Annotated in this window: 12 protein-coding genes and 1 tRNA gene; 4 read left to right on the forward strand and 9 right to left on the reverse strand. The window is 37.3% G+C overall.

Annotated features, from left to right (window positions below; genetic code table 11):
* Positions 1 to 107 precede the first annotated feature (107 nt).
* Positions 108 to 2,366, forward strand: coding sequence for a T9SS type A sorting domain-containing protein (locus tag TEGAF0_RS05275; RefSeq protein ID WP_264900653.1), 2,259 nt, complete (start codon positions 108 to 110; stop codon positions 2,364 to 2,366).
* Between the two features lie 32 nt (positions 2,367 to 2,398).
* On the opposite strand, the gene TEGAF0_RS05280 is transcribed toward TEGAF0_RS05275, so the two are convergent.
* Positions 2,399 to 2,472 (reverse strand) — tRNA-Asp (locus TEGAF0_RS05280).
* A gap of 91 nt (positions 2,473 to 2,563) precedes the next feature.
* Between TEGAF0_RS05280 and TEGAF0_RS05285 the strand changes: the two genes are divergently transcribed.
* The gene (locus TEGAF0_RS05285) at positions 2,564 to 3,574 is read left to right on the forward strand and encodes an acetyl-CoA carboxylase carboxyltransferase subunit alpha (RefSeq protein ID WP_264900655.1); all 1,011 of its coding nucleotides are present in this window, start codon (positions 2,564 to 2,566) and stop codon (positions 3,572 to 3,574) included.
* Between the two features lie 5 nt (positions 3,575 to 3,579).
* Positions 3,580 to 4,467: a 4-hydroxy-tetrahydrodipicolinate synthase gene (dapA, locus tag TEGAF0_RS05290; protein WP_264900657.1), complete on the forward strand. Its 888-nt coding sequence runs from the start codon at positions 3,580 to 3,582 to the stop codon at positions 4,465 to 4,467.
* Positions 4,468 to 4,488: 21 nt separating this feature from the next.
* Here the strand turns inward: dapA and TEGAF0_RS05295 are convergent, their stop codons facing one another.
* From TEGAF0_RS05295 to TEGAF0_RS05305, 3 genes are all read right to left on the reverse strand, one after another.
* Positions 4,489 to 4,911 (reverse strand): response regulator, encoded by a 423-nt coding sequence (locus TEGAF0_RS05295; protein ID WP_264900659.1) that lies wholly within the window; start codon positions 4,909 to 4,911, stop codon positions 4,489 to 4,491.
* A 67-nt stretch (positions 4,912 to 4,978) separates the two neighbouring features.
* The gene (locus tag TEGAF0_RS05300; RefSeq protein ID WP_264900661.1) at positions 4,979 to 6,145 is read right to left on the reverse strand and encodes a glycosyltransferase family 2 protein; all 1,167 of its coding nucleotides are present in this window, start codon (positions 6,143 to 6,145) and stop codon (positions 4,979 to 4,981) included.
* 8 nt (positions 6,146 to 6,153) lie between these two features.
* Positions 6,154 to 7,065: a glycosyltransferase family 2 protein gene (locus TEGAF0_RS05305; RefSeq protein WP_264900662.1), complete on the reverse strand. Its 912-nt coding sequence runs from the start codon at positions 7,063 to 7,065 to the stop codon at positions 6,154 to 6,156.
* A 68-nt stretch (positions 7,066 to 7,133) separates the two neighbouring features.
* Between TEGAF0_RS05305 and TEGAF0_RS05310 the strand changes: the two genes are divergently transcribed.
* On the forward strand, positions 7,134 to 7,622 hold the full coding sequence (locus TEGAF0_RS05310) for a hypothetical protein (protein WP_264900664.1): 489 nt from the start codon (positions 7,134 to 7,136) through the stop codon (positions 7,620 to 7,622).
* A 1-nt stretch (position 7,623) separates the two neighbouring features.
* Here TEGAF0_RS05310 and TEGAF0_RS05315 read toward each other — a convergent pair whose 3' ends face one another.
* From TEGAF0_RS05315 to TEGAF0_RS05335, 5 genes are all read right to left on the reverse strand, one after another.
* Entirely contained in the window at positions 7,624 to 8,463 is an 840-nt protein-coding gene (locus TEGAF0_RS05315; RefSeq protein WP_264900666.1) for a beta-1,6-N-acetylglucosaminyltransferase, read from the reverse strand.
* 4 nt (positions 8,464 to 8,467) lie between these two features.
* Entirely contained in the window at positions 8,468 to 9,799 is a 1,332-nt protein-coding gene (locus TEGAF0_RS05320) for a lipopolysaccharide biosynthesis protein (protein ID WP_264900668.1), read from the reverse strand.
* 42 nt (positions 9,800 to 9,841) lie between these two features.
* Positions 9,842 to 11,035 carry a glycosyltransferase gene (locus TEGAF0_RS05325; protein ID WP_264900669.1) on the reverse strand — a complete coding sequence of 398 codons (1,194 nt, stop codon included), beginning with the start codon at positions 11,033 to 11,035 and terminating at the stop codon, positions 9,842 to 9,844.
* Positions 11,032 to 12,546, reverse strand: coding sequence for an O-antigen ligase family protein (locus tag TEGAF0_RS05330; RefSeq protein ID WP_264900670.1), 1,515 nt, complete (start codon positions 12,544 to 12,546; stop codon positions 11,032 to 11,034). Before TEGAF0_RS05330 ends, TEGAF0_RS05325 begins: the two co-directional genes overlap by 4 nt.
* 159 nt (positions 12,547 to 12,705) lie before the next feature.
* A complete protein-coding gene (locus tag TEGAF0_RS05335) occupies positions 12,706 to 13,482 on the reverse strand; it encodes an FkbM family methyltransferase (RefSeq protein WP_264900671.1) in 777 nt (258 codons plus the stop codon).
* Positions 13,483 to 13,486 lie beyond the last annotated feature (4 nt).

Raw genomic sequence — 13,486 nt, forward strand, 5'->3', positions numbered from 1 at the left:
TTTGTTTTTATATCTAACCTGTACAACATTCAGCACTCGAAATGACTCTAAGAAAGAGAAACCCGTTTAATTTGCAGATACAATAAAGTATCTTTTATATTTTCAATATGAGCAATCGAATATTTATCCTGTTTTTTTGTTTTCTTTTTTATCATTTTTCTCTTGCTCAGACCGATCAGAAAATCCCATTGGATGGCAACAGATGGTATCAGTTAACCAATGCGGAAAAAGGACTTCAACAATTGACGGATGGCGACTTGTTCACCTCTATTGACGCACAATACGATAAAATCATCCCGTTACATGAATCATACTACCCTTTATTAAAAGGCGAATCAATGACTATTCAGCGCATTCGCTTCTATGATTGGGTAGGAACGAATGCTCAACCTTTTATTCTTTACATTATCGACAGCAACTGGGTAAGAAAACCTATTGCATCTTTTGATGGCAGTAAATACAATCGCTGGGTTGGTCCATATCCAAGCAGACCTGATATTATTCAACTTGACACACCAGCAACCAATATCATGTATTTGATGTTGGTATCGGAAAAAGATTATCCCACTGAGATGGAATTATATGGAACATACACAGCCCCATCGCCTGTAAATGCCGTAATAAAAAAGAAGAATCCCCTTTCAGGATTACTAGGCGTTAACGGATATGAGTGGAATTTTTCAGATGCACGCACAGATCCTTTTGCTATTGACTCAAAAAGACTAAACACAGTAAAGCAATTTGGCGGATTTAGACATTATATGGATTGGCAGAAACTGGAATACAGACAAGGAAGTTATACGTATAGTCCTACCAGAAGCGGGAGCTGGAATTACGATGCAATTTATGAAGCATGTAAAAGAGAAGGTATTCCTGTATTGCCTTGTTTAAAAACCTTACCCGATTGGATGGTGGCTTCGTATCCGGACAACCTGAAAGACAGTGAAAATAATCCTGTATTCTATGGAAAAAATCTTAGTGACCCTGCCTCTTACATTGAGCAGGCTAAAGTTGGATTTCAGTTCGTGGCAAGATATGGTAAGAATAAAAACATCAGTTCTGGATTGCTATCCGTTTTTGATTCATCCAGATTTACCGGGGACGAAATCAATATCGTAAAAATGGGGCTGGGGCTAATAGATTATATTGAATGTGAAAATGAAAGAGACAAATGGTGGAAAGGTAGAAAAGCCTATCAAACTGGAAGAGAGTATGCCGCCAATTTATCAGCTTTCTACGACGGACATAAAGGCACTTTAGGCATTGGAGTTGGCGTAAAAAATGCGGACAGTACTATAAAAGTTGTTATGGCAGGTGTTGCGCTAGCTTCAACTGATTATTTCAGAGGTATGATAGATTGGTGCAAGGAATTCCGTGGATTCAAGTCCGACGGATCTGTAAATATTTGCTGGGACATTATCAATTACCATTTGTACACCAATGACTCAAAAAGTTTGCGAGGTATAGCACCAGAGCTTAGGTCAGAAAACGCCAATGCTGACTCCACAGCTAAAGCATTCATGCTTAATGCAGCCATCTATTTAAATAATATGCCTGTATGGGTAACCGAAACCGGTTACGATATTAATCCTGGCAGTCCCAATAAGTCCATTTCAATAGGCACTAAAGGACCATTGCAAACACAGGCAGACTGGTTGCTTAGAACTGCGCTATTGTATGCAAGAAACGGCATTGAAAAGCAATTTTTTTATCAACTGGAAGACGACAATACCGGCTCCCCCCTTCTTTATGCAACCAGTGGTTTGTTGGGCGATGCGTTAAATAACAGACCTGCAGCAGATTTTATTAATCAGACAAAAAAATTGTTTGGGGATTATGTATTTAGTCAATCTCTGAATGCAGACCCCATTGTAGACGAATATATACTGAACGATACAGGAAAAATGTATGTAGTTTATATTCCGGATGAAAAAGGAAGAACAGGGGTTTATACGCTGCAGTTGGGCACTGCCGACTCAGCCTATATTTATACCCCTACAGCAGGTTCCAGTGAAATGACTATTTTAAAATTAAAAGCAACCAATAGCAGTGTTATTGTGAATGCAACTGAAACCCCGGTTTTTGTGAAGCCTGTGGGTAAATCCAGTGTAAATAATCCCGTTTCTGCAAACCGTATTCAATTGTTTCCTAATCCAGTGAGCCATACCCTTACCATTCAGGGATTACAGAACGGTAAACAACAGCATTTAACAGTATTCAACAGTGCCGGAAAAAGTATTTCACAAGCTGTTACCACCAGCAATACATTTCAGCTAAATATGGCTGCTATACCCAATGGGATATATTATCTGGAAATCAGAAAGGAAGGGCAAAAACAAACCCTCAGTTTCATAAAGAGCAACTAAAATGCAAAAAGCCACTCAATGAGTGGCTTCTGCGGACCGGACGGGACTCGAACCCGCGACCTCCGCCGTGACAGGGCGGCATTCTAACCAACTGAACTACCGATCCATTCCTTAGTTCGACAGGTTATGTCGTTTTTGGGATTGCAAAGATAAGGGGAAAAGAGTTTTTCAAACAAATCTTTTCAAAAAAAAAAGCAATGCCTATTTTTACCGCCAAATCATATAATATGCCTCAATACCCCAATAGACAATTTCTTGATTTTGAAACCCCTATCAAAGAGTTGTATGAACAAATTGATGCGACAAAAAAATTAGCGGAAAAGAATCCTAAAATAGACTATACCCTAACGCTACAACAATTGGAAGCGTCCATTCTTGAAAAAAGGAAAGAGATAACGGCTCATTTAACCCCTTGGCAAAGAGTACAACTAAGCCGTCACCCCGACAGGCCTTATACCCTGAAATACATTGATAAAATGTGCACCAACTTTGTGGAATTGCATGGCGACAGAAATGTGAAGGATGACAAGGCAATGGTAGGCGGATTTGCGCAACTTGACGGTGAAACTGTCATGATTCTAGGACAACAAAAAGGCGTAAACACCAAGATGCGCCAGATGCGAAACTTCGGAATGGCTAATCCAGAAGGATACAGAAAAGCACTGCGCTTAATGAAGCTGGCTGAAAAATTTAATAAGCCCGTAATTGCCTTAATTGATACCCCTGGGGCTTTCCCGGGCCTTGAGGCAGAAGAAAGAGGACAGGGTGAAGCCATTGCCCGTAATATTTACGAGATGATGCGCTTAAAAGTACCCATTGTAGTGGTAATTATTGGAGAAGGAGCCAGTGGAGGTGCTTTAGGCATTGGTGTAGGAGATAAAACCCTTATGATGGAGAATACCTGGTACACCGTTATTTCTCCTGAAAGTTGTAGTTCTATTTTATGGAGAAGTTGGGATAAAAAGGAAACTGCTGCCGAGCAATTAAAACTTACTGCTACTGACATGAAAGGATTTGGACTGGTAGATGAAATTGTACCGGAACCATTAGGCGGTGCTCATTGGGACTACCAGGAAGCCGCGGACATATTAAAGCAAAATATTAAACAGGCTTTGACAGAATTTAAAAATGTTGATGCTGCTGAAAGAATCAACAACAGAATTAACAAGTATTGTAAAATGGGATTCTGGGAAGAATCTGCTATATAAATTTTATGCAAGTTCAAGATCAACTAAGAGGAACAGGTGTCGCAGTTATTACCCCATTTACCAAGGAAAGCAAAATCGATTTTTCTGCATTAGGTAATGTAATAGATTTCTTAATTTGCAATAAGGTCGAATATCTGGTTTTACTGGGTACTACAGGCGAAACACCTGTACTATCTTCTTCAGAAAAAATTGAAATTCTGGAATATGCCTATGAGAAAATTGCAGGCAGTGTACCAGTTGTTGTGGGTATAGGAGGAAACGATACCGCCCATTTACTGGAAGATTTTAAACAACTACCTCTGGAGAAAGCTACAGCAGTATTAAGTGCAGCTCCTTATTATAATAAACCCTCTCAGGAAGGAATTTTTCAGCATTACAAATTGGTTGCTGAAGCATCACCCCAACCTGTCATTTTATACAATGTCCCAGGCAGAACAGGCAGAAATATGACAGCGGGCACTACCCTTAGGCTGGCTAATGAAGTACCTAATATTATAGGAATCAAAGAAGCAAGCGGAGATATGGCACAATGCATGCAAATACTGAAGGATCGTCCTGATGGATTCCTTGTTTTAAGTGGAGATGATGCGTTGGCACTCCCTCAGATAGCATGTGGGATGGAAGGGGTAATCAGTGTTGCTGCTAATGCATTCCCGCTTGAATTTAGCAATATGGTCAGATCCTGCCTTAGCAATGAATATGCAGCAGCAAGGGTAATCAATGATAAATTAATACCAACTTACGATTTAATGTTTGCTGAAAACAATCCTGCAGGGGTTAAGGCATTCATGTATAAAATGGGATTAATTGACAATCAGTTGAGACTACCAAATGTTCCATTAAGCCAACCTGTATATAGCGCGATTGAAGCCTGGATGGCAAATAACCGTTAGTTGCCGGAATAAAAAGATTGCTTAAAAAAATTGCTGAACAAACTCGTTTTCTTTCAACTCAGCAAGGTTTTCAACACTTAGAGGTTTGCTTACAAACTGTGCAACTACTGGAAACTTTTTAGCTCTGGAAAAGTCTTCGGGATCAATGGTAGAGGAAAGAATAATCACTTTCGTTTGAGGTAATTTATCGGCAAACAAAGGGATATACGCTTCAAGAAATTCCCAGCCGTTCATTACCGGCATATTAATATCTAAAAGAATCAAAGAGGGTGCATCTGCAACAGGATCTGAACTTGTAGCAAATAAATCCTTAAAATAATCCAAAGCATCACTACCATCTACAGCAGTTACTACATCATTGGTAAATCCAGTTCGCTTCAAAAGTAACTTTGAAATTGTAAGCGAGATACTGTCATCGTCAACGCAAAGAATTTTGTTAATCATCTATCTAAAGATTCTTTTACTTATTATTCTACTAGATTGAAGATACGGTGAAAACTTTAAATACCCATCATTTTCGTTTCGCTTTTTCCCATAAAACTGACTGTTCTGTAAAACAATATCTGAACAATCCTGCTACTACTGCATAATTCATTAAGCAAAAATAATAGGGAATAAAAAAGACCTTAACCTTCAACTGCCGTTGCTCCAAAACCCATCCCAGCATAGCCGCAAGGTAAAAAAATAGTTGCCCGGCTAACATCAATCCATATATATTATCCATGCCACTTGTATAAACTATTAAGCAATTCAGAATAAAAGCCAGCATCATCATATAGGGAGTCACTATCCATCTGAGTATCCGGTGACTAATGTATTCAAAACTTAAAACAGGTTGACTGAATGGCCATAACAAAGACTTGAGACGAATAGTAGACTGAACACCTCCTGCAGCAATTCGTATCTTCCTTTTTAATTCTTCCCCTGTATTAGCTGAAGCCAATTCAGATGCATAGGCATCTGGCTCATAAACAATCCTAAATCCTTTTAATGCTATATGCATGGATATCATAAAATCATCTAAGATGGTATCAGGTTCAACCGGAGTGTACAGGCTTGTTCGTATACTAAATAATTCACCTGCTGCTCCAACCACAGAGTACAATTCAGAATCCCATTTTTTTAATTTCGATTCATATTTCCAATAGAACCCCTCTCCTGCTGTTGCATCTGCTGTCTCATCTATTTGGACTCTTTTTTCTCCTGCTATTGCACCCACATTCTGGTCAATATAGTGTCTGCACATCATTAGCAAAGCATCTTTATTTAGCATAGTATTTGCATCGGTAAAAACAACAACTTCCGAATTTACTTCCTGCATGGCGCGATGTACAGCTGCAATTTTACCACTCCTACCAGATTGATGCATTCCTTTTATTTGCGGATACTTTGCTACGATATCAGGCGTACTATCCGTTGAACCATCTGTAACAAATATGTAACTAATTTTATCTGCAGGATAACTTAGCGCAAGTGTATTGATTATTTTTTCTTCAATACAGTAAGCTTCATTATAAGCAGCAACAATAACTGTTAAAGAAGGTGCATATCCGGGCTCCGGCAATTTTCTTTTCCCTTTAACAAGGGCTTTTATTTTTAGTATAAAATACAATAGCAAACCATATCCAACATAAGTGTAAATGATAATAGCGATTGATATCCAGAAAATTATTTGCATAAAAAAAATTAAGGCTTGAATCCTAAGTGATTACTATTCACTCCATTGGTTACATTCCACCATATAGCATTAAAGAGTTGCTTAATGAAGTTATAATTTTTCTCTTTCACATAGGTGAGCAGATTACGGGGAGTTACTATTAGCAGAAAATAAAAATAAAAACATAATGCCTTTAAAAACGGAGCATTCCTTCGGATGAACAGTATACGGTTTCGATTCATGTAATACTCTTTCAAAGCGCTTTTTTTTCCAACAGAAATAGATTCCTTGTGAAAGATGGTTGCTTTCATGTTCACCCATATTTCAAAACCACTTCTACGGATCCTGTCTGCCCAATCCAGTTCTTCATAATACAAGAAGAAATTTTCTGCCATTGTCCCCGCTTTTTCAATAGCTTCTCTAGTAACCATCATGGCTGCTCCATGTGCAAATCCGGTTGGTCCTTCCAAATGATTGTATTGACCCTGATCTGTTTCAAACTGGCCAATACATTCATTTCTTGCCGTGAAATAATTCATAGGGGTATATCCCGCAAACTGAAGCATACGGGGTTGGTCAAAATACAGCAATTTAGGAGATACAACTCCTACTGCCGGATGCTTTGAAAGTGTTTCAACCAATGTATCAACAAGTCCTTCTGTGAACTCAGTATCATTATTTACAAAAAACAAGTAATCCCCCGTTGCAGCAGTTAGTCCCAGATTATTTCCACCAGCAAACCCCAGATTTTTATCTGAACGGATAAAAATAACTTCTGGATATTTTGTCTTCCAAACAGGAACAGGATTTTCCTTACTACCATTGTCTACTACAATAATTTCGATACTTTCATACCGATTCTTATTACGGATAGAGTCCAGCAGTTCGTCTGTTACATGGCTATGATTAAAATTGACAGTAATAATAGATACTTTTTTCATGAAACTTATCCGGTAATTAGATTCGTAATTTATTTAAATTAGCGCACAAAGTGAAATAATAGCTATTTATGGCCACAGACAATACGCAGGTTTTAAAAATTGAAAAGGTTTTTGCAGAGTTTCTTGAGGAACTCGAGAAACAACCTGTGAGTAAGCAAAAAGCCATAGAAATGCAACACTTGTTTTTGCATACCATGGAAAAGGCATATAAAGTTAACTCCTCCTCCCACACTGATGATGCCAGAGGAAGTGAGGAAATTGTTTTAGACATGGATAAGCTGTTAAGACAACACCGCTCCTTTAGTGTCAAAAATCTGCCGGACAAGGCGATTAACTGGGCAGCAGGTCTTGCATATTCTGGAGTGGGCTTATTATTTATTACCGTTGGATTTTTAACCATCGTAACACCAACTTCTGCCGAGTTTGAAATAGCTACTTTATTCTACTTTAATGATCATGATGGTTTTACAGTATTAGATGCATTTGCCTTAGTAGTCATTTTCATCGGAATTTTTTTCTTTATCAAGGCATTTGTTGCGCAGGACAAAAAGGAATAACCTACCCTATTTCAGCATCAATCATGTTAAGTACCTCATCATTTTCAGCAAATTTCCTTGCAAAGAAATGACCGGACTGCATCATAAGGCTGAAGTCTTCCTTATTCAAAAGCTTAGGATTTTTTAACCCTTCAGACCAGTCTATATAGCGAAGATTATTATTAATGATATCAGACTTAAAAGCGGAATTAAACAAAAGGGTCTGGAAAATAATTTCATCCGGCGCCCATGTGTAGCAAAAAAATCTTGAAAATGCGGGGTTAGCCGCTAACCTTTTAATGATAAATACAACATGTTTTAATGAGATAGTAAACCATTGAGACCTACCAACAGGAATGAGCTCTTCTGGCAACTTTCTTTTTGGCAACAGAAAGTTGATGATTTGCTGTATCTTATATTTACCGGGTACATTCCAATGTGTAAAGTGATATGACCTTACTCTGCTAATCGCTTCTGTCCATTCTGTTTCAATATCCAGACATTGCATAAAGGCCTTCCCTGGATTCAGTCTTAGAAAATCATGAAATTTTGCAACATTCTTAATTGGATAGTCCTGACCACTTAATAGGTTTACATAATCAATAGGCAGACCAGAGTCTACAATTGCCTTAAACCCATTCACAGTAGCTTCTACCATACTGTAAGTTGCCCATTGTATATTTACCCGATTAGTAACAAAATGAATATTATTAAAAGCAACCAAAGCATCTTTAAATGGCTGTATATCAGCTTTTGCATCTACATGTACAAAAAAAATAGCTTTATCATGCACTAGTTTTCCAACCAGTCTTTTCAACTGACCAGGTTTGGAATGAACAAGTATCAAATGTGCTACAACCATTTCATTATTTTTTAACCAGGTACTTTCGAAGTATTTTCCTGATATTAATATATCCTGTCACAAAAATATTGGACAATTTAAAAGGTATAAACTTATTAAAACGGTAATAGCCATAAAAAATTCCAACCAGAAGCGGCAAAGAAGTAGCCAATGCTGCTCCATACAAATTACCTGTCAGATATATCCCTACAAAATCGCCAATGACATTTACCAGCAACATCAATAAAACCTTAATGAAGTTTGCTTTAGGTTGATGAATAATATCCAAAGAAACAGCTATAAAACGATCAATAGGATAAAAAACAGCCATTACCATCATGATTCTTAATAAGTTGGCAGCTTCGGAATCCACGTATTTTCCTCCTCCCAGTAAGCCAGTTGCAATATCTGCAAAGAGTATTGCCCCTATGGCAACCGGGATAAAAGCCATAGTCAAAGTGCCCGCATATTTTTGCAGAATATAGGCAACCTCCCTTTTATTACCTACATTGAATGCCTTGGCCAATGAAGACATAGCAGTTGCCAAAGTGCTCCTTAACGGAATTTCAATTATTTCCATCAACCTTCCTGGCAAATTATAAATTGCTACGGCTGCAGGACCCAACATATACGCAACTATAAAAGTGTCAGCACTTCTTAGCATATTGGCACTAATGGTTGTGCCTACACTATACTTGCCAAAATGATATATCTCTTTAACACAATCATTGGACTTTGCCTTAATGGACTTAATTCCAGACCATCCCGCAAAAATTGCAATTAAACTGGCAAGGCTTGCTGAAGCAATATTGACTATAAATACATTTTGCAACTGCATCTGATTTGTAAGAATCAGCAATACAACCGAAATAATAAAGCTTCCTTGTGAAATGATTCTTAAAATCAATAATTTGTCAAAACGCTGATCTGCCTGCAATATCCAGGAAGCAATACTGGATGGCAAACTGGCTAAAAAACTCCATCCAAACCATTGGATGATAACTAATATAGCTGGATTATCAAAATAAGATCGTAAAGGAACAAACAGAAGATTGATGCACCCCATCACAGCTGTAATGGCAATAGCTAAAAACCATACAGAACCTACTACCTCCCTTGCACGATTATTTTGGGTCCCCGTGTAGAATTTTACTAAAGCTACCTGTAAAAAACCTGTCCTGAAAGTATCCAACAAAATAGCAACCGTTTGAAAAAAGACCCAATATCCAATTTCCTCAATTGTTAGCGCCCTATATAAAACCGCAACAGTAATCATTGCCAATACAGACATGGCACCATTGCCCGCTAAAGACAAAAAGTGCTTATTATTCAATTGCTGTACCAGCTTTTTAATCATATTCAAACGCTTGAGATAATCTTTCTTAATATACAATAAAAATTAATCCGAATGTTTTTCAATGGCTTTATAAATTTCCGCTACACTGTTCTCCCAAGTATGTTGAGCGGCAAAACCTCTTCTACTGAGTTGCTTGTCTTTACTATCCTCACCCAACGCCAGCTCTATCAATTGAATGAATTCAATTGGATTTTTTGCTAGATAAGTATATTCGGAAAAAACGGCTTCCATAAAAGGAGTACTGGTTGCAATTACGGGTTTCCCCATTGCCAGATATTCATCTATTTTCCGAGGATAGTTTCCAATGGTAACCTGACTGATAACCTGAGGATTCAGACAAATATCAAAAGAATGTATAAAAGCTGGTAGTTCATCAGGGGATTTTGATCCTATAAAATGAACATTAGCCAATGCATGAAGTTCGCTTTCTTTAAAAAGTTCATCCTCTGGGCCAACCAAAATAAGTTGCCAATCAGGCCGACTTCTGGCAACCTCTGTAAGGAGGTCAATATCTAAGCGAAGACCAAGCAATGCACCAACATAGCCAATTCTAACACCCTGAATTTTTTGCATTTCAACAGGCTCTTCTCCTTTGAAATCCATGAACAATCCTAATTCACAGCCCTGTCCTACATAATAGGAATTGGGATTGTACTGCCTGCAATAATCTGCCAGATAAGTTGAATTAGCTACACAAATATCAGAAGAAGCAATCAGTTGAGGCTCCAGCTTTTCACCGTGTCTTTTCCAGTAATCTACTGCAAGCATGTAATCTCTTGAATAATAGATATATAAAGCCGGCTTTAACAGTTCTTTCAAATGAAAACTTCTGAAAATGTCATTGTCATTGAACAAAATAAAGTCCTTAAAATTCAAAGTGTGAATTGCCTTTTGAATACTAGAGGCAAAACGTTGATTATTTACTTTATTCAAGAATCTAAATATAGTATGTATACTTATCCAGTTTATAGATTCAATCATAGAGTCTGGATATAGATTCCATAGATTCACGTCTATCTGAATTAAACCCGTTGCTTTACCTTCAATCACATCTTTGCGTTTCTTTATTTTATTATCACTACCCCCACGCATAAGACTAATCCTATCAAGCGGAGCATTCACGTATAATACTCGATTGTGCTTACTAAACTCGAGGGCAATATTTTTACAATTACTGCCAATTTCAACATCCCAGGGTTGCTGACCAACGATAACAATATCTTTGCCTTTTATCATACACTTTTATTGAGTTCGTTTGTTTTATCATTTTGCAAATCAAGCCTTTTAGTGATAACAATGATTGCTGCAACCAAATAAAACAAAGTATTAGAGGGGAACTGTACAATTGCTTCCTGAGGATAATTTCCAATATGATAGGCAAATATGACCAGTATCATTGCCAAACAGATAGATTTTAAAGTAGGATCTTTTATTGTATAATAATTATTGATCCCAACTTTTAGGATAATAAACATTAGTGTACAAAAAATCAGAAGCCCGACCCAGCCGGTTTCAACAGCAACACGAACATAACCACTATCAGGTGGAAAATTTGCCAGAAATGAATTAGGAGCAAATCGTTTACCCCACATACCTGTAGCCCCTAAACCGCCTCCTAGTGGATGGCTTTGAATAAATGGCTGAATTCTCTTTTGATTGAATTTACGTACGTTAAATGAAGCATCTTCAGATGGCTTAAATGCAGTTTGAAAACGATAAATAGTTGGATTGGTAGTTGGAACAAATATTAAAGCTAAAAATCCAAGCGCACCAATGATTGCTCCCAGCATAACTTTCCTGTTAAACTTCAAAATTGCATACAGAGCCATTGCAGCAGGAGGTAAAACATAGGCACCTCGTGTACCAGAAAACAACATGGAAGTAATACAAAGAAAAGCAGAAATCATCAACAGGATCTTTGTTCTTCTGGAAAAAGGACCTGTCAGTAACCCAATACAAAGAAGTCCGCTAACCACCATATTGTATGAAAATGCAACAGGATCGGTAAATATGGAAAATTTACGCCACTGCCCCCCTATAAACAAAAGACCAGCTATTTCCGGATCAGAATAAAGATACGCTTCTTCAAAGGAGGTAAAACCAATGAACTGTTGTTTATACCCATACAGAGCAGCAAAAACGGAAAGCCCAATCCAGACTTTTAAAATCAATTTAATAAAACTGAGTGTTCTGATATTGTATAAAAAAACAAAGAACATCATCATAATAACCGCAACGGAACGTACAGTATATACCCATGCTAACCTGGACTCTGCTGTTGGATTTATTACCTGTATTAAGTTATAAACAATCCATATTAAAATAATGACACTAATCGGACCTTTAAAAAGCCCCCAGTTAGATTCCGTTTTCTGCTGAACAAATATGCCTAAAAATAAGAGCAACTCCATTCCATCCATCAGGGTCCCCAATGGGAAATCAATAATATTCATCCTTCCTACATACATAATCAGATATGCTGAAACAATGAATGTTATCACTCCTATTTTAGGATAAAATATCAAAGCCAGCACAATTGGCAAACCAATAAGCACTAACAAAATAAGTACTCCCGGAACCAGACCCAATTTGCCAACTACAAGCGAAAAAAATACGGCTGCCGCAGAAAAAAAGAGTAGACCTAAGATCCCACCCATTTTTCTTACAATGAAAAAATCATGCAAGAGCGAGAAAAATCCCTTTCGCTTTTTATCAAGCCCAATTGGTATCTGGAATAATTCGTCCACTAAAGAAATAATAGTTTTATAAAAAAGTAATAAACGCTTGTGCCTGCAAAAACCAGTGCAGCTAACCTTGTTAAGTGGTCCAGTCTTTTCTGGTCTTGAATAGCCTGCTCCTCTTTACTAAGTCGTCTTGATGCGGGTTTAACTCTCATAAAGATCTATTTATTCCATTTCATTTGTAACTGGTATAAAAAAATAATTTAAAGATGGTTGCCCTTGAAATTGGACTAAGGCTTTATCCTTAATAATATATACCCTATAACCCAGTTTTTCCATAAACTGAATACAGGCATTTTTCCTGTTATTATCCCATAACTCTGCCATTACAACAGGCTTAAACCTCTCAAGTATTTGAGCAGCACCTTTCAAAACAAAATACTCGAAATTTTCTACATCAACTTTAATACCGGATATTTTGTGCGAACCCATATCATTCAACCATTCACTATCTAAGCTAACCATATCAACTTGCTCATCAATACTTTTCTTTAGTATATCAGCATCTGCCCTTTCCACTTCTTTATCAATATAGCTGAGTCCTTGCTTTTTAACGCCCTGTATTATCGGTGTTTTAATGATGACAGATTCAATGGAATCGCCCAACGCTTTTTGCCTTATTTCAATATTGCTAGTACCAAAAAAACGGATAACCCGTGCAATAATTGAGGAAAGCAACTTAACTGGCTCATAAGAAACTATGGAGCTTTCGGGAAATGCTTTTGCAAAAATCACACTCATGTAACCAACGTTTGCACCTGCGTCAATAATTATTCCTTTGTTTTGTTTTTTAACAAGTTGTATAAAAAATTTAACGTCATCATCATCTTTAAACATTTGGTATCGGAGCACTCGGTAAATACTAAAACAATATAAATAGGTAGAATAACCAATTAATTGCTGTATCAGAAACTGAATAAAACTTTTAATGTTTTGTGACATAGGA

Origin of the sequence: Sediminibacterium sp. TEGAF015, from assembly GCF_025997995.1 — a bacterium.
GTDB lineage: Bacteria > Bacteroidota > Bacteroidia > Chitinophagales > Chitinophagaceae > Sediminibacterium.

Coding starts and splice junctions, on each gene's coding strand:
- TEGAF0_RS05275 (WP_264900653.1), top strand. CDS start 108: ATGAGCAATCGAATATTTATCCTGTTTTTTTGTTTTCTTTTTTATCAT.
- TEGAF0_RS05285 (WP_264900655.1), top strand. CDS start 2,564: ATGCCTATTTTTACCGCCAAATCATATAATATGCCTCAATACCCCAAT.
- dapA (WP_264900657.1), top strand. CDS start 3,580: ATGCAAGTTCAAGATCAACTAAGAGGAACAGGTGTCGCAGTTATTACC.
- TEGAF0_RS05295 (WP_264900659.1), bottom strand. CDS start 4,911: ATGATTAACAAAATTCTTTGCGTTGACGATGACAGTATCTCGCTTACA.
- TEGAF0_RS05300 (WP_264900661.1), bottom strand. CDS start 6,145: ATGCAAATAATTTTCTGGATATCAATCGCTATTATCATTTACACTTAT.
- TEGAF0_RS05305 (WP_264900662.1), bottom strand. CDS start 7,065: ATGAAAAAAGTATCTATTATTACTGTCAATTTTAATCATAGCCATGTA.
- TEGAF0_RS05310 (WP_264900664.1), top strand. CDS start 7,134: ATGGCCACAGACAATACGCAGGTTTTAAAAATTGAAAAGGTTTTTGCA.
- TEGAF0_RS05315 (WP_264900666.1), bottom strand. CDS start 8,463: ATGGTTGTAGCACATTTGATACTTGTTCATTCCAAACCTGGTCAGTTG.
- TEGAF0_RS05320 (WP_264900668.1), bottom strand. CDS start 9,799: ATGATTAAAAAGCTGGTACAGCAATTGAATAATAAGCACTTTTTGTCT.
- TEGAF0_RS05325 (WP_264900669.1), bottom strand. CDS start 11,035: ATGATAAAAGGCAAAGATATTGTTATCGTTGGTCAGCAACCCTGGGAT.
- TEGAF0_RS05335 (WP_264900671.1), bottom strand. CDS start 13,482: ATGTCACAAAACATTAAAAGTTTTATTCAGTTTCTGATACAGCAATTA.